Origin of the sequence: Pseudoalteromonas sp. DL-6, assembly GCF_004328665.1 — a bacterium.
Classification (GTDB): domain Bacteria; phylum Pseudomonadota; class Gammaproteobacteria; order Enterobacterales; family Alteromonadaceae; genus Pseudoalteromonas.
The window spans coordinates 1,339,281-1,361,550 of the sequence record NZ_CP019770.1; the positions used below are offsets into that span (position 1 = coordinate 1,339,281).

The window sequence follows — 22,270 nt, forward strand, 5'->3', positions numbered from 1 at the left end:
TTAAAAAATGAATACACACTCTGAAAAACCTAACAACAACGAGGAAGTTATTGATTTAGGTGCTTATCTTAATGTTATTAAGCAAAGTAAATGGAAAATTTTAGGTTTTGCAATTGTAGTTACCTTGCTTACTATAATGGTTGCATTAACGTTAGTGCCCAAGTATACCGCTAAAGCCACTTTATTGATTGAGTCGGAACAAACCAAAGCGGTAAGCTTTGATGAAATATATGGCTTAGACTCTACAAAAAAAGAATATTACTTAACCCAGTTTGAAGTCATTAAGTCAAACAGTATTGCCCGTGAGGTAATTACTAAACTCAATTTAAAAGATCATCCCGATTTTATTGCTAAACCGTCACTCACCGGTGAGCTAAAAGGCATGATTAAGCAGCTTTTGCCCTTTTTAAATAAAAAAGAAAGTTCTGATCTTAGCGAAGAAGAGCAAGCAGAGCGCGAGATGTTAGGTTTGCTTGCTGCATTCAAGTCACGTTTGAGTGTGTCTCCTATAATGAAAACGCAATTAGTGCGTGTAAGTTTTGAGTCGAGCGACCCTAAGCTTGCAGCATTGGTAGCTAATACAGTAGGCGAGGTTTACATAGAAAGCCAAATGCGCGCTAAAATGGGTATTACCCAGCAGGCATCGAGTTGGTTAAACACCCGTTTATCTGAACTACGTATACAACTAGATAGCTCAGAAGTGCGTTTACAAGCTTACCGAGAAGAGCAAAAATTGGTTGATATAGAAGGTATAGCAGGGCTTGTTACCCAAGAGCTGGAGCAAACCTCAAAGCAGCTAGTAGATGCGCGAGCGACTAAAAATAACCTAGAAAGCATTAACCGTGTTATTAGCGAATATGGCAACGATAACATAGAGCTATTGGGTAGCATGCCTGAAATTACCTCACACCGCGTAATACAAGACGTTAAACGTGAAGTTGTACTGGTTGAACGAAAGGTAAGTGAGCTGGGCGAGGTTTATGGTTCTAAACATCCTAAAATGATTTCAGCTAAATCTGAGCTTGCCACGGTTAAAACTAACCTCAACAAGCAAATTAAAGGGTTAATTACCGGTATTGAAAAGGAGCTGAACAGAACAACTCGTACTGTAAATGCGCTTGAACGTGATTTAGCTAAAATTCGTGCTGAGTATCAAGACATCACCCGTAAAGAAACCCAATATAACCAACTAAAGCGTGAAGTAGAAACAAACCGTAATATTTTTAATACCTTTTTATCTCGCTCTAAAGAAACCGAAGTAACCAGTGATTTTAGCTCTGCAGCTGCACGCTTTACAGATCGTGCTTATGCACCAAGGAACCCTAGTAAACCTAACAAAAAGTTAATTGTTATTTTAGCCTTTGTGGCTAGTTTTGGGTTTGCAGTGGTAATGACCTTTGTTTTTGATGCCTTAAATGACACAGTTAAAAACAAAAACGATGTCGAAAATAAACTCGCACAGCGCATGTTAGGATTATTACCGCATGTTGTAGTGCCTAAAAAGAGCTTTTTCCCGATACATGCTTATTTAGAAGATACCTATCGTCGCTTTGCTGAGTCGGTACGTACCTTACGCACTAGTTTATTGCTAACTCAATTAGATAGAGCGCATCAAGTTATTGCGGTTACCTCTACCTCACCAGGAGAGGGTAAAACCACCACCTCTGCTAATTTAGCGATGTCGTTGGCACAAATGGGCAAGGTATTACTAATTGATGCCGATTTACGTAAACCAACGTTAGCTAAACGTTTTGATATACCGGTATTTCACCCTGGTTTAAGTAATTTAATGATAGGTACTGAGCAACTAACTGAGTGTGTACATGTTGATACGCAATCGGGTGTCACTATTATGCCAAGCGGGCAAATACCGTCGAATCCGCTTGAGCTTTTATCAAACCCACGCTTTGCTGAGTTACTTAGCGAGTTAAAAACGCAGTACGATCACATTATTGTTGATACACCGCCTACACAAGCAGTGAGCGATGCATTGGTAATCGCACAAAGTGTTGATTCGGTAGTATATGTTGTTAAATCTGACATAACCCGTATTAAACCAATTACAGCCGGCCTTGAGCGTTTATTTGAAGTAAAAGCCCATGTTGCTGGTGTGGTACTTAACCAGGTAGATATGAGCAAATCTAAAGATGAGCATAGTCATGGTTACTATGATTATTACGATTACTCACAGCAACCTGCAAAGCCTCAAGTGTAATTAAGTTAATTTATGATTGATATTCATACGCATATATTGCCGGGTATTGATGATGGCGCTAAAGATTTAACTGAATCTTTAGCGCTTTTAAAATTGGCTGAAAACGATGGCGTTACTCACATGGTGGCAACGCCACATATACATGTGGGTCGCTTTAACAATGCGACTGCTCAAATACAAAACGATTTAGAAAGTTTAAAGCTACAGGCGGATAAAGAAGGTATTAATGTTAAATTAGCTGCTGCTGCTGAAGTACGTTTAGACGTAGAGCTTATGGCAATGGTGATGGCTAATAAACTGCCTTTTATTGGTAAAATAGCAGACAAAAACGTGTTGTTATTAGAGCTACCGCATTCACACATGCCGCAAGGTTACGATAAGTTTATTCAGTGGCTCGCTAAACAAAATATACGCGTTATTATTCCGCACCCAGAGCGTAATCGCGATATTCAGTCAAACCTTTATTATATTCAACACTTAAACCAATTAGGCTGTGATTTTCAGCTAACGGCATCGAGTATTGAAGGCGAGTGGGGCGAAAGCGCACAAACGATAGCGTTACAAATGCTAAAAGATGGGTTAGTGAACTATGTTGCCTCTGATGCTCACTCAATAAAGCGCCGACCGCCTATTTTAAGCCAAGCTAGAAAAACAGTTTCGCAGTTAATAGGTGAAGAGCAGGCCACAACCCTTTTTGTAACTAACCCGCTGCAGCTAACTGAGTGCTTATTTAATGGCTAAATTAAACATGTTAAAGGTAGTGCCTGCTGTTACTTTAACTATGGTAGTGCTTGTAATCGTTTATATGAGTATGCAAAGTATGCGCGCTAATGCGTGGTACTTTAATGCACTTAATATAGTGCAAGAGTCGGATGGTGCTTTATCTGGTTCATCGCTTCAAGCCGCAGAGAATGCGATTACATTGGCTACCAATATGGATCCTGATCATCCTCATTATTGGCATTTTTTAGCCCATATAAAAATGTTAGGTTTAACCGGCACTGATACAACATCAAGCGAGCAAGCCGAACATACTCAGCAAGTATATAAACAAGCTGAGCAAGCGTTGTTAAAGTCGGTTGAGTTAAGGCAAGCTTGGGCGCTAACTTGGATAAGTTTGGCACAAGTAGTAAGTTATCAAGAGGGGCCTACCGAGCGGGTATATAATTATATTCAGCAAGCTAAAAAAGTTGGCCCGTATAAGTTAGATGTTCACTTAGCTATTATTCAAATTGCGTTAATGCATTGGCATGATCTATCACCCACCTACAAAGCCCTTTATGTGAACGAACTAAAATTAGCTTCTAAATATGGTTATAAATTTTATGATGTATTTAGTATGGCTGAGCAAATGAATCGCTTGCCAATAGTGTGTTTATCGCTTCAATTTGGTTCTCATTATGAGGCGGTTAGAGGCAGTTGGATGTTTAATAAATACTGTGGTTAAAACACGAGCCACGGGCTTCGAGTAACGGGTTTCGGGCCTTGAGCCTCGCAGCTCGTTTACTCTGAACTTTAACTTTTTTTGAACCACAGAGAACAGCGAGGCGCTTTTTGCTGCACAGAGGGAAAGCTTCAATTGCGAAAATCTAATAATTAACAACAGTTCTTTAACCTTTGTCTTTAATTACTTTCTCTGTTTTTTCCTATCCTCTGTGGCCCCAGGTCCGGTTGTCCGATCCCCGCAACCCGTTAACTCTCGACTTTAACCTTTTTTGAACCACAGAGAACACCGAGGCTCTTCGCGCTGGACAGAGAAAAAGCTTCAATTTTGGAAATCCAATAACTAACAACAATTCTTTAACCTTTTTCTTTAATCACTTTCTCTGTGTGCTCCTATCCTCTGTGGTAAATAAATCACCAAGATCTTATTGTAAAGCTCGCGGCGGGTTGCGAGATTAAGTTAGTAAACCAGCCCCTGCAGCTCGTTTACTCTGAACTCTAACCTTTTTTTGAACCACAGAGAGCACCGAGGCGCTTCGCGCTGCACAGAGAAAGAGCTTCAATTTTGGAAATCTAATAACTAAGAACAGTTCTTTAACCTTTGTCTTTAATCACTTTCTCTGTGTGCTCCTATCCTCTGTGGTAAATAAATCTTTAAGAGCTTATTGTAATGCCCAGGTCCGGTTGTCCGATCCCCACAACCCGTTAACTCTCGACTTTAACCTTTTTTGAACCACAGAGAACACCGAGGCCCTTCGCGCTGCACAGAGAAAGAGCTTCAATTTTGGAAATCTAATTACTAACAACAGTTCTTTAATCTTTGTCTTTAATTACTTTCTATGTTTTCTCCTATCCTCTGTCGTAAATAAATCTTTAAGAGCTTATTGTAATGCTCAGGTCCGGTTGTCCGATCCCCGTAACCCGTTAGCTATCTCCTAAAACCTTTTTTTGAACCACAGAGAGCACCGAGGCGCTTCGCGCTGCACAGAGAAAGAGCTTTAATTGCGAAAATCTAATAACTAACAACAGTTCTTTAATCTTTGTCTTTAATCACTTCCTCTGTTTTCTCCTATCCTCTGTGGTAAATAAATCACTAAGTTCTTATTGTAATAATAGGGCTGGGTGAGTGACTAAGCTCGTAACCCGACTCTCGCAGCCCGTTAACTTTCGCCTAGACAAAAAAAGACCCAGAGCTATAAGAACTCTGGGTTATAGAGGGGCTCATATGTGAGCCCTGCGCTAACTAAAGACACTTTCAGATTCTTAGGGAGAAGAAGAAAGTTATTTAAGTATAGTCAAAAGCTTCAAAAACACATACTTTTGTTCGTTTTTTATACTGCAATAATTACAGTGGGTTACAATTGTTATGCACATCTTTATTACACTTAAGTTAGGGTTTACTCCCAGTTTATTAACTGCGTATTTTGCACTAAATCCCGAGGTAGTGAGTTTTTAACCTTATTTTTTTGCCATTTACCTAAGCCAATCGGGCAATCACATAAAGTTAATATTACTTCACCCGTTGCCTTGACAACGTCATCCAAACGAATGTCTTTGCCATTAAAGTAATCGCTGGCTTGTTGATTGGTTAATTCCAGTACATTACTTTTACATTGCTTACCAAATACGGTGGCAAACTCGTGAGCGAGGCGCACGCCGTTTTTATGAATAACGCCTACCTGAATACCTAACCGCGCGTATTTTATTTTATTTTGTACCGCTTCAAATTCATTTGGGAACAGCCAAAGCTCTTTGTCGCGCTGCATTAAAGTACCTGGCAGGCTTGTTAAACCAAATTGCTTTTTGAGGGAGCTCATAAACGCATCTTGCTGTTTACTGTCAAAGTGGTTAAACGGGAATGCCCCTTTTTTCACTTTAATGTTTTGGTTTTCGCAGCTGCTGTGCTTTTTAAATTTAGCAATAAAAAAGCCTTCACTATCGAAGGTTTGCGGCCATACATGCAAATAACCTTGCTCAGTGGTGGCCTTTTCGGCCCCAGGAAAAAGGTCATTTAAAGGCTCTGGCGTAATGTATTCGCCAAATTCCTCCAGCAATGCATCACACACTTGTTGGTTTTCGAGTGGGGTTAATGTACAGGTTGAATAGACCAGTGTACCGCCAGGTTTAAGTGCATAAAATGCGCTTTTAATCAGATCTTTTTGTACTTGGGCAATAGTAATGTTTGATTCGATAGACCAATTTTTTAGTGCATCACTGTCTTTACGAACCGTGCCTTCACCCGAGCAGGGGGCATCAAGCAAAATACTATCAAAGCATTCAAACATGTAATTACCAAATACAACGCCATCAAAATGCGATAACGCACAGTTACCTACACCCATGCGCTTTAATGTGGCACTAAGCACTTTTAAACGCGACGACGACAGCTCATTTGCAACCAAAACACCTTGATTGTTCATTAGCGCAGCCAGTTGTGAGGTTTTAGAACCTGGTGCCGAGGCCATATCGAGTACTGTGTTACTGGTTTTTAGGCTTTGTTTTAGTGCCATTGGCGGCAACATTGAGCTTGCCTCTTGTACGTACATAGCGCCGCTTAAATGTAAGTCGGTATTACCTAGCGCTAAATTTTGCTCTTCATCATTTGGGCGCTCTAGCCAAAAACCTTCATCGCACCATGGAATGGCAGTGAGTTGCCAATTTTTTTGAGCCGCGTGGCGTTTAAATTCTTCAACACTCATTTTTAATGTATTAACGCGAACAGACTTACGTAAAGGTCGACGACAGGCATTTAAAAAATCATCTAACGTAAGGTGATCAGGCAGATAAGTTTTTACGTCGTCTATAAATTGCTCTGGGATATAAGTGTTAGCGTCCACGATTTGGCTCATACAATAAAAATTAAAGCCGGATAATAGCATTTTTGACGATTTTTTTCAGTGTTAAAAATGAAACAGTAACCCTTTAAAAGTGTCGACACCTTATTGAGTAAAACGGCTTAAATACTATTTTTTATTATACTTTTAGCTAATGCTGTCGACAATGTGGTGGTTTTTTATTCATTTTTAGTGTTTTCAGGGTTGACACTGTAGGTTAAAAAGCACATAGTTAAACCATAAATTGTCGACAATATAAAAATACTTTATGACACAGCACTTTTTAAACGACACCGCAGTTACAACCGCTTCCGATAAAGTGTTTGTAGATATGCGCCGCGAGATAGTAGAAGGCAGTATTGCACAAGGCAGTAAAATATCAGAGCCAGAGCTTGCAAAGCGTTATGGTGTAAGCCGTGCAACCCTTAGAGAGGCATTAAACCGTTTAGAGAGCTGTTACTTGGTTGAGCGTAAAGCCAATATAGGTTGTCGCGTTGTGGCGTTGACCGCAGAACGTTTAATTGAAGTGTATCAAGTGCGTAGTGCCCTTGAAGGACTTGCATGTAGGTTAGCTGCCGACAATATGGAACCAGATGAAGTTCAAGGCTTAAAACAATTACTCAACCAGCATTTGCACACTCAGCGTGTTAAAGAAGGTGAGTCGTACTATCAAGAAGCCGGCGACTTAGATTTTCATTATCGAATAATTAAAGGCAGTAAAAACGCTCACTTAATTCATTTGTTATGCCACGACCTGTACCAATTAATAAGAATGTACCGTGTGCAAATGGGCATGGTTGGGCCACGCGTATCGAAAGCGTTTGACGAACATTTAGCGATTATTAACGCCATAGAAAACCATGATGGTGAGCTGGCCGAAATGCTAATGAAGCGCCATATCAGTGCTTCTCAAGCGAATATACAAACAAAATTTGATGGATATCAACAATCAGTACAAGCCACTCAAAATGAAATGGCAAACTAGTACAGATGTAACATTTTTAAAAAATACTAAGCTGCCAAAGAGCAGCCCCGTTCAAAGTTAGGAGAAGGTAATGTCAGCAGGATTAAAATTTAAACAGGCAATTGCAAATAACCACCCGTTACAGATTGTGGGTACTATAAACGCTTATACCGCGATGATGGCTGAAAAAATGGGCCATCAGGCTATTTATTTATCGGGTGCGGGTGTGGCTAATGCTTCATTTGGTATGCCAGATTTAGGTATGACGAGTCTTGATAACGTGCTTGAAGATATTCGCCGTATTACCGGTGCTAGCGATTTACCTTTGTTAGTGGATGCCGATACAGGTTGGGGCGGGGCGTTTAATATTGCCCGCACCGTTAAAGAAATGACTAAAGCAGGTGCAGCTGGTTTTCATATTGAAGACCAAGTAGCGCAAAAGCGTTGTGGCCATCGCCCTAATAAAGAAATAGTTACTCAAGCTGAAATGGTAGATCGTATTAAAGCCGCAGTTGATGCTAAAACCGATAGCGATTTTTACATTATGGCGCGTACTGATGCATTTCAAAAAGAAGGCTTAAATGCAGCAATAGACCGTGCAGCTGCCTGTGTAGAAGCGGGTGCCGATGCCATTTTTGCAGAAGCCGTTCATGACCTTGCTGATTACCAAGCATTTAGCAAAGCGATTAATGTGCCGATTTTAGCCAACATTACTGAGTTTGGCCAAACCCCTATTTACACCAAAGAGCAATTAAGCGATGTGGGTGTAGAAATGGTGCTTTACCCATTGAGTGCCTTTAGAGCAATGAATAAAGCGGCACTTAATGTGTATTCGGCTATTTTGAATGAAGGGTCGCAACAAAGCCAAATTGAAAACATGCAAACGCGTGCAGAGCTTTACGACTTTTTAGATTATCACTCGTACGAAAACACGCTCGATAACCTTTTTTCAGCAAAATCTGACAAATAATAAAAAATTCAACAGGAGACAAATCATGGTAGATAAAGCATTAGGTGGCGCAGGCTTACGTGGCCAAGTAGCAGGACAAACAGCATTATGTACAGTAGGGCAAACAGGCTCAGGTTTAACTTACTGTGGTTACGACATTAGCGAACTGGCTGAAAAAGCGCAGTTTGAAGAAGTGTCGTTTTTACTTTCACGCGGCGAGCTACCAACATCAAGCGAACTGGCAGAGTACAAAGCTAAACTTAAAAGTTTACGCGGTTTACCAGAGGCACTAAAAACAGTGCTTGAGAACATTCCTAAAGACGCACACCCAATGGATGTAATGCGTACAGGCTGTTCTATGTTAGGTAACCTTGAAATGGAAAACGACTTTAACGAAGCAAACGATGCGATTGACCGCATGGTGGCAATTTTCCCAAGTATTATTTGTTACTGGTATCGTTTTACTCATGACGGTGTTCGTATTGAAACCCAAACTGATGATGATTCAGTAGGCGCACACTTTTTAACGCTATTACACGATAAAGCGCCAAGTGAATTATTTGCACAAGTGATGAATGTATCACTAATTTTGTACGCAGAGCATGAATTTAATGCCTCTACCTTTACCGGTCGCGTATGTGCATCAACGCTTTCTGATATCCATTCTTGTGTAACTGGTGCAATTGGTACCTTACGTGGCCCACTGCATGGTGGCGCAAACGAAGCAGCCATGGATATGATTGAAAGCTTTAGCAGTGCTGATCAAGCTGAAGACGCGCTTATGGGCATGCTTGAGCGTAAAGATAAAATTATGGGCTTTGGTCACGCTATTTACCGTGAGTCGGATCCGCGTAATGTTATTATTAAAAAATGGTCTGAAAAATTAGCCGCAGAAGTGGGTGACGATGTGCTTTACCCAGTGTCTGTTCGCTGCGAAGAAGTTATGTGGCGTGAGAAGAAGTTATTCTGTAATGCTGACTTTTTCCATGCATCGGCGTACCACTTTATGGGTATTCCTACCAAGTTGTTTACGCCTATCTTTGTAATGAGCCGTGTAACTGGTTGGACAGCTCACGTAAAAGAGCAGCGCGCAAATAACCGTATTATTCGCCCAAGTGCTGATTACACAGGGCCAGATGCGCGTAGCTACACGCCAATTGAATCAAGAGGCTAATTAGTTAGCGTTTAAGGTGAGCCTAGCTCACCTTTTATTGTTTATAGCGTTGATGATTACTCATTTTAGCGCTTTTTCCTTGTTCATCCCCGTCACCAAATTAGCGAATTTATTATGACCATTATTAATAACACCCAATACCGTAAGCCATTACCAGGCTCAAATGTAGATTATTACGATACCCAAGCCGCGGTAGATGCCATTAAACCGGGCGCTTACGCCACACTGCCTTACAGTTCGCGGGTATTTGCCGAAAACTTAGTGCGCCGCTGTGAACCTGATATGTTAACCGATGCGCTTAGCCAAATTATTGAGCGCAAGCAGGATTTAGACTTTCCGTGGTATCCGGCACGCGTTGTATGTCACGATATTTTAGGGCAAACCGCTTTAGTTGATTTAGCGGGCCTGCGCGACGCTATTGCTGCAAAAGGTGGCGATCCTGCAAAAGTAAATCCGGTTGTGCCAACACAATTAATTGTCGATCACTCGTTAGCGGTAGAGCATGCAGGCTTTGATCCTGAAGCATTTGAGAAAAACCGCGCCATTGAAGACCGACGCAACGATGACCGTTTTCATTTTATAAACTGGACTAAAACTGCGTTTAAAAATATTGATGTGATCCCGCCGGGCAATGGCATCATGCATCAAATTAACCTTGAAAAAATGTCACCAGTAATTCAAAACCGTGACGGTATTGCATTCCCAGACACGCTAGTAGGTACCGACAGCCATACACCGCATGTTGATGCATTAGGTGTTATTGCTGTTGGCGTGGGCGGCCTGGAAGCAGAAAGCGTAATGTTAGGACGCGCATCGTACATTCGTTTACCCGATATTGTAGGCGTAGAGCTTACCGGTAAACGCCAACCGGGCATAACTGCAACCGATATTGTATTGGCTATTACCGAATTTTTACGCGAGCAACGTGTGGTATCGACTTACCTCGAATTTTACGGTGAAGGGGCTGATGCATTAACTCTTGGTGATAGAGCAACCATTTCGAATATGACCCCAGAATTTGGCGCAACCGCGGCTATGTTCTACATTGACGATAAAACAATAGATTACTTGCGTTTAACAGGTCGTGATGAAGAGCAAATTGCCCTTGTAGAAAACTACGCTAAAACAGCAGGGCTATGGAGCGACAGCTTAAAAACAGCGCATTACGATCGTGTACTTAAATTTGATTTATCAAGTGTAGGGCGCAACATTGCAGGGCCTTCCAATCCGCATCGTCGTGTATCTACTAGCGATTTAGCAGCGCAAGGTATTTCGGGTGTTGTTGAAAATGAAGAAGGCTTAATGCCCGATGGCGCCTGTATTATTGCCGCTATTACTAGCTGTACTAATACCAGTAACCCGCGCAATGTAATTGCTGCAGGTTTATTAGCGCGTAACGCCAATGCAAAAGGTTTAATGCGCAAACCTTGGGTTAAAACCTCATTGGCACCGGGCTCTAAAGCAGTGCAATCGTACCTTGAGGATGCAAAATTATTACCAGAACTAGAACAACTTGGTTTTGGTATTGTTGGTTTTGCCTGTACTACCTGTAACGGCATGAGTGGTGCACTAGACCCTAAAATTCAACAAGAAGTGATTGATCGTGATTTATACGCAACGGCAGTGCTTTCGGGCAATCGTAACTTTGATGGTCGTATTCATCCGTATGCTAAGCAAGCATTTTTAGCGTCTCCACCGCTTGTAGTTGCTTATGCTATTGCCGGTACCATTCGTTTTGATATAGAAAAAGACATCCTCGGTAAAGATCAGCAAGGTAACGATGTAACCTTAAAAGATTTATGGCCATCTGATGAAGAAATAGATGCAGTGATCAAGCAAAGTGTTAAGCCTGAGCAGTTTAGAAAAGTATACGAGCCAATGTTTAACTTAACCGTTGATTACGGCGAAGATAACGACCCATTATACGATTGGCGTCCAGAAAGTACCTATATTCGCCGCCCACCTTACTGGGAAGGGGCTTTGGCAGGTGAGCGCAGTATGACAGGTATGCGCGCGTTAGCAGTACTGGGCGATAACATTACAACCGATCATTTATCACCTTCTAATGCAATTATGGCAAGTAGCGCTGCAGGTGAATACTTAACTAAAATGAACGTGCCAGAGGAAGACTTTAACTCGTACGCAACGCATCGAGGCGATCACTTAACTGCGCAGCGCGCCACGTTTGCAAACCCTAAACTATTGAACGAAATGGTATTGGATGAAAACGGCGAAGTGAAGCAAGGATCGTATGCGCGTATAGAGCCTGAGGGTAAAAATACGCGTATGTGGGAAGCCATCGAAACCTACATGCAACGTAAGCAACCGCTTATTATTGTTGCCGGTGCCGATTATGGGCAAGGTTCGTCGCGCGATTGGGCGGCAAAAGGCGTAAGGCTTGCTGGTGTTCAGGTTATTGCAGCTGAAGGGTTTGAGCGTATTCACCGTACTAATCTCATTGGTATGGGTGTGCTACCACTGGAATTTGCTGCAGGTACAACCCGCAAAACACTTAACCTAGATGGTAGCGAAAGCTATGATGTAAAAGGCGAACCAGCACCAGGGGCAACTTTAGAATTAGTGATCACCCGTAAAAATGGTGAAGTAGTCACTGTGCCAATGAAATGCCGATTAGATACGCAAGAAGAGCTTTCTATTTATGCTGCAGGCGGTGTATTGCAACGCTTTGCACAAGACTTTTTAGAAGCAACGCAAGCATCATAAGGATATAAAACAGATGTTTAAACCACAAATTAAAGTGCCAGCGACATACATGCGTGGCGGCACCAGTAAAGGCGTATTTTTTAATTTAACCGATTTACCCGCATCTGCCCAAGTGGCAGGTGAGGCGCGCGATAACTTATTACTGCGCGTTATTGGTAGCCCCGATCCTTATGGTAAACAAACTGATGGTATGGGTGGCGCAACATCAAGCACCAGTAAAACGGTTATTTTAAGTAAAAGTGAACAGCCCGATCATGATGTTGATTATTTATTTGGGCAAGTTGCTATCGATAAGCCATTCGTTGATTGGAGTGGTAACTGCGGCAATTTAACCTCTGCTGTGGGCGCATTTGCCATTAGCAATGGTTTAGTTGATAAAAGCAGAGTGCCTGATAATGGTATTGCTATTGTGCGTGTATGGCAGGCGAACATTAAAAAAAGCATTTTAGTGCATGTACCAATGATTAACGGTCAAGTACAAGAAACCGGTGACTTTGAGTTAGATGGTGTTACCTTTCCTGCAGCTGAAGTAAAGCTGGAATTTATTGACCCTGCTGATGGTGATGGCGCGTTATTCCCAACAGGCAATGTGGTAGATGACTTAGAAGTACCAGGCGTCGGCACGTTAAAAGCAACCATGATCAACGCAGGTATTCCGACTATTTTTGTAAATGCAGCGGATATTGGTTACACCGGTACAGAGCTGCAAGATGATATCAATAGCGATAATGCGGCGTTAACTATGCTTGAAAGCATTCGTGCCCATGGGGCAGTAAAAATGGGCTTAATTAATAATATTAATGAAGCGCAAGCACGCCAACATACACCTAAAGTGGCTTTTGTTGCTCCAGCAAAAGACTACACAGCCTCAAGTGGTAAGCACATCAATGCCAGCGATATAAGTATATTGGTTCGTGCCATGTCGATGGGTAAGTTACATCATGCCATGATGGGCACAGCCGCGGTTGCTATTGGTACAGCGGCTGCGATAGAAGGCACCTTAGTTAATGCTGCCGCTGGTGGCGGAGCCATTAATGAAGTTAATTTTGGTCACCCTTCTGGCACATTAAAAGTGGGTGCTGAGGCGGTTGTTACACAGGGCCAATGGCAGGTTAGCAAAGCTAGTATGAGCCGCAGCGCTCGTGTGCTAATGGAAGGTGTGGTGAGAGTACCTTTTAACTAAACGAGTACTAATTTTAGTCATACAAAGCACAGAGCTGATAACTTAACGGTTATCAGCTTTTTTTTGTGGTTTATATTTCTAGGAAGAAAGGTTAATTTTTTCTGTTATAACAGTAAATATTCACATATATTAAAAACGCTCACCCACATTTATAGCTGTTTATTAGAAGTACGTGTTTACGGAGTTGTTAATGGATTTATCTAGGCTTAATGCAGAAAAATTAATCAAAAACTTGCATACAGGAGTGGTTGTACACGCACCTGATAGCAGTATTGTTTATGCAAACCCTGCTGCATTAAGTATTTTACGTATCACACAAAAGCAAGCTTTAGGGCATGACGTTTTTGATAGTCAATGGAATCTAATTGACGAACTGCGTAAACCTCTCAGTGTTGATAATCATCCCGTTAATTTAGTTATTAAGAGTAAAAAACCGATCAGTAATATTGAGCTAGGTATTTGTGATGGCTCATGTGAAGAAATAACCTGGGTATTGTGCAACGCCTATCCAGAGTTTGATGAGAATAATAACCTCGCAGAGGTAGTGACCACCTTTATTGATATAACCCATCAAAAACAAACGATCCCATTTAAAGAGATAGTTGAACTTGCTAATGATGTTATTTTGGTTACTGAAGCTGACCCAATCATTGAAAATGGACCTAAAATTGTTTATGCAAACCAATCTTTCACTAAATTAACGGGGTATCATTTAGATGAAGTTAGAGGAAAAACGCCACGAATTTTACAAGGCCCTCAAACTCAGCAAACAACGCGAGATAAAATAAGGCATGCGCTAGAAAATAAACAGCAAGTGTCAGAGCAAATACTTAATTACAAAAAGTCAGGTGAGCCTTATTGGATTGATATGAATATTTTTCCACTAAAAAATGCCTTGGGTGAAGTGGCTTATTATGCGGCTATTGAGCGTGATATTACTAAAATGAAACAGTATCAAGCGCAGTTAAAAGACTTAACGATTAAAGATCCTCTTACAAATTTACTTAACCGTAGAGGATTTATTGAATCGAGTACACTTGCACTTGATACCTGTTTTAAAAATGAACAGCATTTAACGCTAACTATGATAGATATTGATCATTTTAAGCGTATAAACGATGAATTTGGCCATGAAGGTGGTGACTTGGTCTTACAAAGTATTGCTGAAACGTTCAAATCATTTTGGGACAATAATGACATTGTAGCGCGTTTGGGCGGTGAGGAGTTTTGCATTGTTTCGCAGGATAAATGTGTTACTACTGTAGTTAAAACATTAGCAAAGCTTCAGGATTTTTTAAAAGATAATCCGGTTGAGTTACCCTGTGGCCAGTATGTCAGTTACACAGTGAGTAACGGGGTATCGAGCTTAACCTCTGAGTCCTGCACTTTGCAAGGCTTATTAAAAAATGCTGATAAAGCACTTTATAGAGCAAAGAAAATAGGCCGTGACCAAACCGTGGTGTTTAATGAAAGCCTATATGGTACAGACCTAAAAACAGCAGACTAAGGCAATTTTATTCAGTTTATTAAGGGTTATCCTAAGTTATAGCACTGTTGCTTTTTATTGTTTATAAAGCTTTCAAAAGTATTATTCTTACGCATAATGACAATTTCAGCGTTGATGTCAGCTAATATAGATTGCCAGTTAGCCGTGCTTTTACTTATTTCATAGTACAAGGCTTTGTATTCTATACTTGGTGATAGTGCAACGAGGGCATTTAGCATCATTTTTTTATCTCTATTTGATAAAAGTGATTTATAAATGCTGGCCTTCAGTACTTCTAAATCGGCGACAATAAGTTCAACGCGACCGTTTAAAAGCAAGTGAATAAGCTGATATTCACTGTTAGCAACAATGGTTTTTATTTTACCTTGATCAATAAGTTCATCTAATTCATCACTGTTTTTATATGAACGAACCACGCCCATCACCCTATTTTTTACAGAATTAATACTGCCATCGTAGTCAATAGTGTGATCTTTAAGTGCCACAAATGATAAGTCGCCACCCGGAATAGGTTCAGATAGCGCCAATAACTGATTTCGTGTCTTGGTTAAAATATTTTCAGACATAACATCGTCAGTAATATAGTACTCAGGGAATAATATATCGGCTTTGCCTAGTTCTGCTTCACGCACCGCGCGAGCCCACGGGTAAAATTCAATATGAACGCCATAACCACGTTTTACCAGCATGCTTACTGTGAGCTGATAGAGCCAGCCTTTATTGCAGAGGTTATCATCTATATAAGGAGGCCAGTTGAGTGTAACCAAACGAAGGACGGTATCAGACTCTAAATTATAACCGTAACCACTTTTGTATTTTTCGCCAGAGAGGGTAATATTTTTATCGTCAACAGAGTAGGTTACAGGCGCAGGGTCTGCGTAAGTAAAAAGTGATAAAAGTAAGGGGATGACTAAAAATATTCTCATAAGGATAATGCATTTTTATATGTACATATAAGTTTAGTGCGTTATCTGGAATAAACAACGTAAATGGTCAAGTTCTTTTAATATAAATATAGCCTTAAAAAGCGATAGCTATTAACATGCGACTATAAGAAATTTAACTTAAATACGACATAATAATTATTAGAGGGAACTTTTATGGCTAATAAGCCAATAAGTGAGGATAATCCATTTGCTAATTTATCTGATGTGCAGTGTGAGCAGATCCAAAATTGGTATCAAAAGCATATTTCTTTAACTTTAACCACGTTGCTCAAAGGCAGTAAGTCTGGCCAAGTAATAGAAAGTAAATTAGAGCATGCCTTAAACCAAGCATTATGCAAAAGTAAACGGCTCACGACCCAATCAGGTAATGGTAATTCGCCTATAAAATTACAAAATGCAAGCGTATTGGCAGAACTCAAAGATACGCGTGATTTGTTTCATGGTGCACAAGTTAAAATAAATAAGCTAGAACAAAAAATAACAACAAGTGCTGACGAAATACTATTGCTAGAGACTCAAAAAAGCGAACTACAGTTAGAGGTACGCAGTTTACAGCAACGGTTAAACCATGTTTTATCACGGTTAGAGTCACAAGGTGTCTCGTTTCAAAAAAGCCATTATGTAGGGCGTATATTGGTACATGCTTTACGAGCAAGCTTTGAAAATTGGCAGCAAACACCCTCTGGTGAGCCTTTCAAAAATCATGACTTTTATAAGCTTTTCCCCCGGGTTTTGTACTCAAGTTTACTAAAAGAGATAGAGAAACTGCTAGGGGAGCATGATTATAATCAAATAGAGCGCTCGCTCAGTGATTTCGTGTTTCAACAAAAGGGCTCACCAGTAGAGAATTGGCCGGATGAAGACCCGATATACGAGACACAATTAGTTAACCAAAAGCAGTCTGAGCTTTTAATTAAATTACAAAGCCAACACCAGCAGCGAAAAAACTTTACCGCCTATTTAGAAAAGCGTCTTTCTAATACTGGCTTTACTCATAAACACAGTGATTTACTGATGACCTTAGTTGATTTTGCGACAAATAATGAAAATAGTAAGTTTTCTAGTTATTGCCATTAATTTGGAGTAATCGTTTGGCTAGGCAAAGGTAAAGGTGTTAGGGGATGCTGTTGAAGGCCAAGCTGTTTTAGTCTAGCTGCAATGTTGTCTTGCGCGAGTGCTCGTTTTACCCATTTATACAAAGTGCTTATATCGAGGGTGTGGGTTGGGCGAAGTAATAACTGATGGTTATAGGTTTGTGCAATTCGTTCAGAAACAAGTAGCAAACGCTTGCTTTTTGGATACTTGCTAAAGTATTGGTTTAAGTAAGAATGCGTGACGATGGCGCTATCGCTGCGTTTTTTTAATACCAATTCAATACTTCTTTTATGACTGCTTAATAAAGTCATTTTATATTCGTTTTCAAGTACTGCGGGGTTACTCTCATAATTTGCTAATGGGTAATGGTAGCCTAAAATACCCACCAAGGTTCTATTTTCTAAATTATCAAACCAAGCCTGTGACTTTGCAAATTGCTTTAAAGCAATAAATACCTCACTGTCTGTGGCTATAACAGGGGAATTACTAATTATATTATTCCCTTGCAGCCATCCCCAATCCGGGTTTTCAAAAAAAACTGAATCGAATAAGCCTTTTTGGTAATCTTTAAAGCGACGAACTGGCGTGGTTAGTACCAATTCAAAATGATAAGAATGCTGCATTTTATTAAGTTCGCTGATTAACTCAACAGTAAGGCCAGAAGCACGTCCATCAACAATCTCTATATAAGGAGGGAATTCATAACCGCCTACTTTAACCACTGTTTTTGCATGAGCTTCTTCAACTGAAAAACCAAGTAAGGCTAATAAAATGAGCGTAACAAACTTCATAGTTAAATCCTTCCTTAGCGTGCTTTTGATGTATCAATTTATAAGATAGTCTATTTGTTAACATAGTATGAATTATCAAGCAATGTATTCTAACTTTTTGAGTTAAATTAAATGGGTAGTTATACGATGTTTGCAACGGAATTTAAGAGTGGCATGCGCTTTTTTTTGGTGTTTCCCCAAAGTCGGGTGGCGTGGCTTCGCCACTTAACCGACCTACGTTCCCAACAATTAGCGTAGGTTGGATAAGCCGGAGGCGTCATCCGACGATGTTGGATAATTCAAAGGCGTCATCCGACGATGTTTAGTCGCTTATGATAAGGAGATTTTTTGTGAGATATCGTCGAAATTATCAACCAGGAGGAACGTATTTTTTTACGGTTAATTTGCAGGATCGTAATAAATCATTATTGGTTGAGCATATTGATTTATTGCGTGAGGCTGTGCGCTGGGTAAAAATGCATAAACCATTTTATATTGATGCTTGGGTGGTGTTGCCTGATCATATGCATGCAGTGTTAACTTTACCCAAAGATGATAGCGATTATTCTGGCCGTTGGCGCGAAATTAAAAAACGTTTTTCTAAAGGCTTGGCTAAAAACGAACATTTATCACTCGCACGCGTTAATAAAAATGAACGAGGGATTTGGCAACGCCGTTTTTGGGAGCATACTATTGTTGATGAACGTGATTATTGGCAGCATGTAAATTATGTGCATTTTAACCCGCTTAAACATGGTTTGGTTGAACGGGTGGCTGATTGGCCTTATTCAAGCTTTCATAAAGCAGTCGAATCAGGAATATACAGCCGCAATTGGTGTGGGGAATAATTAATACATTTTATGACGGGTGTTTCCCATACGTTACCAATAATGAACGTAGGTTGGATAAGCCAGAGGCGTCATCCGACGATTTTGGATAATTCAAAGGTGTCATCCGTTGTTATTGGATATTGGTCGGTACCGGTGCAGGTTTTGCTTTATGTCGGGTGGTGCTTGGTATTGGGATGTTACCTAATGCCGGGTTTTCCCCAATGTCGGGTGGCGTGGCTTTGCCACTTAACCGACCTACGTCCCCAATAATTAACGTAGGTTGGATAAGCCGGAGGCGTCATCCGACGATGTTGGATAATTTAAAGGCTCATCCGTTGTTGTTGGATATTAATCATTACCGGTGCAGGTTTTGCTTTATGTCGGGTAGTGCTTGGTATTGGGATGTTACCTAATGCCGGTTTTTCCCCAATGTCGGGTGGCGTGGCTTCGCCACTTAACCGACCTACGTTCTTTTTTGAATTGGTACGACTGAGTGGATTCTAACCAGAGACCTTTGGACCGGGTGATTAAGAGTAGGTAGTGCTTTTTATTGAGATGTTTTTGAATTGGTACGACTGAGTGGATTCGAACCACCGACCCCTACCATGTCAAGGTAGTGCTCTAACCAACTGAGCTACAGTCGTACAATTTTAAATACATTTTTTACTAATTTTGGTACGACTGAGTGGATTCGAACCACTGGCCTCTGGACCGGGTGATCAAGAGTAGGTAGTGCTGTTTCCTTCAACGTACTTTAAATACAATATTCACTAATTTTGGTACGACTGAGTGGATTCGAACCACTGGCCTCTGGACCGGGTGATCAAGAGTAGGTAGTGCTGTTTCCTTCAACGTACTTTAAATACAATATTCACTAATTTTGGTACGACTGAGTGGATTCGAACCACCGACCCCTACCATGTCAAGGTAGTGCTCTAACCAACTGAGCTACAGTCGTACTATAAGTTTACATACTATTTAATTCATCCATGAAGCTTCATCCTGTCGGCGTCCTGCCTCCACCTCGTTCGGCTGCGAAGCTTCGCTTCGGTCCAATCTCGCCCAACTGAGCTACAGTCGTACTGCATGTATTTAAGAATTGTTAATTGCTTAACAACGGTCGCTAATATATAGCGTGATGGGGAGTGAATCAAGCATGTTTATGTTATTTGAGTTTATTTGCCGTTTTTTTATTCATATTGGACTGATTTCACACGTTTTATAAAATTTTTGCCACCAGATAACATGCTCTTTTGCTGACGATTTTAGCTGAGCGAGTAAGTTTTTTGCGTTTGGGTCAAGTAGGGCATTTATTTCTTCACTACTTACTGCTTGATTAAACCACAGCTGCACATACAGCGGCTGCAATGTTTCTAAATAGCCACTCAACTGCGCCTGATAAGGCTGAATTTGTTTTAAATAATATTTATTAAATATATTACTGATAATTTTAGCCTGCTGCTTGTTTTTACCTTTTGGGCATATATCTTCAAGCGTTAAAGTATTTACAAATTGGGTTGCGGTATGATTTAAGCTAATTTGTTCGCGCGCGGCTTGAATAAGTTGTTGGTCAAATTTGTATCTGTTGAGCGGCTCAAGCGCTAACAAAATATCACTGCTGTTAATTGCAATACTATTTTGAGTTTCTATTTGCTGTTTTATAGTGGTGAGTTTTTTTAGTGCCTCAACCGTGTCGCTAAATCCTGCTGGTTGGGTGCTGAGCTCTTGACCAGTTAGTTGCCAAGTGCGATTGAGCTCTGGCTCATTATATAAAGTGTTGTTGAAAAACTGAGTGAGTTGGGCTTGTTTTTGAGTTTTTGCCGCTGCAATTTTGTTGTAAATCTTGCTTTGTTTATCCAAGGTATTTAAACAGTTTTGCGCGCTTTGAATAAAATCTATTTGGTACTTCAATTGGCTGGCAGCGGTGGCTGTTTTACCTAATTGATTATTATGCTCGCTTATTAGAACGTTCAGTTTACATTGGCTAATACCAGCAAGTTCAGTTATGCCAATTTTAATAGCAGGTTGAAAGGTGCTTGTAGGCGCAACTAAAGAGAGTTGTTGCAGTGAGTGTGTGTTCGGCTCGGGAACTTGCAAAGTATTACTTAAGCGAGACAAATAAGTTTTATTTGCCTCACTAGGCTGCTCTGTGCAGCCAATAAGAAATGCACAACACACTGCCAGTAACCAACTAAGTGGCAGTGTGTTATTTTTAGATTGTTTAAGAGAGAATAAATGGTTCACGTTTAAATCGCCTATGCACTGTCAGCATTAGCAGTATAGCTGCTACTGATAAGCCAACGATGATACCTATCCAGAATCCATGCGGGCCCATTGCTGGCACTATTAAGTCTGTTCTTGCTAATACGTAGCCTAAACTAAAGCCGATTAACCAGTAAGAGATAAAAGTAATATAAGAAATTGGCGCGGTGTGCTTTAAGCCTCTCAATATACCATTTGCAGCTACTTGTAATGCATCAGGAAGTTGGTAAATACAGGCTAAAATCATAATAGATGAAGCAAGTGCGAGTACCGCAGGGCTATCGCTATAAAGTTGGCTGATCACATCGCGACCTATAAAAGTAATAAAAGCAACAAACAAAGCAACCATCGCTGCCATAATATAACTTGTCGATACCGCTACTTTTAATTGATCTAAATGATTTTGCCCAAATAAATTACCAATTCGTATGCTAATTGCAATTGAGAGGCTCAGAGGCATCATAAATAATAGTGCAGTAACACTGGCTGCAATTTGATGGCCAGACACGGCTACAGCACCTAAGTGCGCAATAAATAAAGGTATACAGGCAAACAAGGTCACTTCAAAAAATGTCGCCAGTGATATAGGAATACCGAGTTTTGTAATAATACCTATGGTTTTAAAGTTTGGTTTTTCAAAGCCAGTTAATAAGCCTTTAGCATCTATTTTTTTACTGAGTTGGCAATAAGTCACCTGCGCAATCGCCATAACAGTAAATACGAGTGCGGTAGCAATACCACAACCGGCTCCGCCAAATGCTGGTAGGCCAAATAAGCCATTGATAAAAATATAATTGAGTGGAATATTTACCGCAAGCCCCAATAGGCTGATATAAAATGCGGGCTTGGTCATCCCCATGCCTTCGGTCATATTTCTGTAAACGGTAAAAATTAAAAAGCCAAACACACCCCATTTAACAAAATGAATGTAGTCAAAAGCAAGTCCAGCAATCGCAGGGCTGGTATCTAGCTGTAAAATAACGGTATTGGCAAGCTGGGCTGCACTAAAACCAGCAATACTTAACAGGAGGGTTAAATAAAGGGCTTGCTGAAAATAATGGCTGATGCCGTTACGATCTTTAGCACCCGCAAATTGGGCAATAACGCCTGTTAATGCTAATAGAATACCTTGTATTGCTAATAAAATGGGGTTCCATATTCCTGTAGCAATTGACAGTGCTGCTAAATCGGTAGGGCTCACTTGTCCGGCCATTATGGTATCAACCACAGACATTAATACTAAAGTTACTTGTGCTAAAAAAACGGGAACCGCGAGGGAAAGTAAACGTTTGGCTTCCCAACTACAAAAAGTCATAAAAAACAGCTATTCAGAAAAACATAGTCGCATTGTAATCTATTGTGATCTGCCAAGC

General features: G+C 40.6%; 16 protein-coding genes and 2 tRNA genes. 11 read left to right on the plus strand and 7 right to left on the minus strand.

Annotated elements, in window-relative coordinates; translation table 11 throughout:
* Nucleotides 1-7: 7 nt before the first annotated feature.
* The 3 genes from B1F84_RS06220 to B1F84_RS06230 are packed head-to-tail and all read left to right on the plus strand — an operon-like array spanning nt 8 to nt 3,662.
* Complete coding sequence (locus B1F84_RS06220) at nt 8-2,215, plus strand: polysaccharide biosynthesis tyrosine autokinase (protein ID WP_131690885.1); 2,208 nt, start codon at nt 8-10, stop codon at nt 2,213-2,215.
* 12 nt (nt 2,216-2,227) lie between these two features.
* The gene (locus B1F84_RS06225) at nt 2,228-2,956 is read left to right on the plus strand and encodes a CpsB/CapC family capsule biosynthesis tyrosine phosphatase (RefSeq protein ID WP_131690886.1); all 729 of its coding nucleotides are present in this window, start codon (nt 2,228-2,230) and stop codon (nt 2,954-2,956) included.
* A complete protein-coding gene (locus B1F84_RS06230) occupies nt 2,949-3,662 on the plus strand; it encodes a VpsP family polysaccharide biosynthesis protein (RefSeq protein WP_131690887.1) in 714 nt (237 codons plus the stop codon). The genes B1F84_RS06225 and B1F84_RS06230 overlap by 8 nt, the downstream gene beginning before the upstream one ends.
* A 1,393-nt stretch (nt 3,663-5,055) precedes the next feature.
* On the opposite strand, the gene rsmF is transcribed toward B1F84_RS06230, so the two are convergent.
* A complete protein-coding gene (gene rsmF / locus B1F84_RS06235) occupies nt 5,056-6,495 on the minus strand; it encodes a 16S rRNA (cytosine(1407)-C(5))-methyltransferase RsmF (protein WP_131691907.1) in 1,440 nt (479 codons plus the stop codon).
* A gap of 265 nt (nt 6,496-6,760) precedes the next feature.
* Here rsmF and B1F84_RS06240 point away from each other — a divergent pair, with 265 nt between their 5' ends.
* The 6 genes from B1F84_RS06240 to B1F84_RS06265 all read left to right on the plus strand — a co-directional run bounded on the left by B1F84_RS06240 (nt 6,761) and on the right by B1F84_RS06265 (nt 14,993).
* Nucleotides 6,761-7,477, plus strand: a complete 717-nt coding sequence (locus tag B1F84_RS06240; RefSeq protein WP_131690888.1) for a GntR family transcriptional regulator — start codon at nt 6,761-6,763, stop codon at nt 7,475-7,477.
* A 70-nt stretch (nt 7,478-7,547) separates the two neighbouring features.
* Nucleotides 7,548-8,426: a methylisocitrate lyase gene (gene prpB / locus B1F84_RS06245; RefSeq protein ID WP_131690889.1), complete on the plus strand. Its 879-nt coding sequence runs from the start codon at nt 7,548-7,550 to the stop codon at nt 8,424-8,426.
* A gap of 25 nt (nt 8,427-8,451) precedes the next feature.
* Entirely contained in the window at nt 8,452-9,579 is a 1,128-nt protein-coding gene (gene prpC, locus B1F84_RS06250; RefSeq protein WP_131690890.1) for a 2-methylcitrate synthase, read from the plus strand.
* A 114-nt stretch (nt 9,580-9,693) separates the two neighbouring features.
* Entirely contained in the window at nt 9,694-12,303 is a 2,610-nt protein-coding gene (gene acnD / locus B1F84_RS06255; RefSeq protein ID WP_131690891.1) for a Fe/S-dependent 2-methylisocitrate dehydratase AcnD, read from the plus strand.
* A 13-nt stretch (nt 12,304-12,316) separates the two neighbouring features.
* Entirely contained in the window at nt 12,317-13,486 is a 1,170-nt protein-coding gene (prpF, locus tag B1F84_RS06260) for a 2-methylaconitate cis-trans isomerase PrpF (protein WP_131690892.1), read from the plus strand.
* 190 nt (nt 13,487-13,676) lie between these two features.
* The gene (locus tag B1F84_RS06265) at nt 13,677-14,993 is read left to right on the plus strand and encodes a sensor domain-containing diguanylate cyclase (RefSeq protein ID WP_131690893.1); all 1,317 of its coding nucleotides are present in this window, start codon (nt 13,677-13,679) and stop codon (nt 14,991-14,993) included.
* A 26-nt stretch (nt 14,994-15,019) separates the two neighbouring features.
* Here B1F84_RS06265 and B1F84_RS06270 read toward each other — a convergent pair whose 3' ends face one another.
* Nucleotides 15,020-15,919, minus strand: a complete 900-nt coding sequence (locus B1F84_RS06270; protein WP_131690894.1) for a transporter substrate-binding domain-containing protein — start codon at nt 15,917-15,919, stop codon at nt 15,020-15,022.
* Between the two features lie 174 nt (nt 15,920-16,093).
* Here B1F84_RS06270 and B1F84_RS06275 point away from each other — a divergent pair, with 174 nt between their 5' ends.
* Complete coding sequence (locus tag B1F84_RS06275) at nt 16,094-17,017, plus strand: hypothetical protein (protein WP_131690895.1); 924 nt, start codon at nt 16,094-16,096, stop codon at nt 17,015-17,017.
* On the opposite strand, the gene B1F84_RS06280 is transcribed toward B1F84_RS06275, so the two are convergent.
* Nucleotides 17,014-17,826: an amino acid ABC transporter substrate-binding protein gene (locus tag B1F84_RS06280; protein ID WP_131690896.1), complete on the minus strand. Its 813-nt coding sequence runs from the start codon at nt 17,824-17,826 to the stop codon at nt 17,014-17,016. The two genes, B1F84_RS06275 and B1F84_RS06280, sit on opposite strands and share 4 nt — an antisense overlap.
* Before the next feature lie 329 nt (nt 17,827-18,155).
* On the opposite strand from B1F84_RS06280, the gene B1F84_RS06285 reads away from it, so the two are divergent.
* Nucleotides 18,156-18,653: a transposase gene (locus B1F84_RS06285; RefSeq protein ID WP_131690897.1), complete on the plus strand. Its 498-nt coding sequence runs from the start codon at nt 18,156-18,158 to the stop codon at nt 18,651-18,653.
* A gap of 549 nt (nt 18,654-19,202) precedes the next feature.
* On the opposite strand, the gene B1F84_RS06290 is transcribed toward B1F84_RS06285, so the two are convergent.
* From B1F84_RS06290 to B1F84_RS06305, 4 genes are all read right to left on the minus strand, one after another.
* Nucleotides 19,203-19,279: transfer RNA gene (locus B1F84_RS06290), tRNA-Val, on the minus strand.
* 237 nt (nt 19,280-19,516) lie between these two features.
* A tRNA-Val gene (locus B1F84_RS06295) sits at nt 19,517-19,593 on the minus strand.
* Nucleotides 19,594-19,829: 236 nt separating this feature from the next.
* Nucleotides 19,830-20,879: a DUF3080 family protein gene (locus B1F84_RS06300; protein WP_131690898.1), complete on the minus strand. Its 1,050-nt coding sequence runs from the start codon at nt 20,877-20,879 to the stop codon at nt 19,830-19,832.
* Nucleotides 20,857-22,212, minus strand: coding sequence for an MATE family efflux transporter (locus tag B1F84_RS06305; RefSeq protein WP_131690899.1), 1,356 nt, complete (start codon nt 22,210-22,212; stop codon nt 20,857-20,859). Before B1F84_RS06305 ends, B1F84_RS06300 begins: the two co-directional genes overlap by 23 nt.
* Nucleotides 22,213-22,270: the final 58 nt, after the last annotated feature.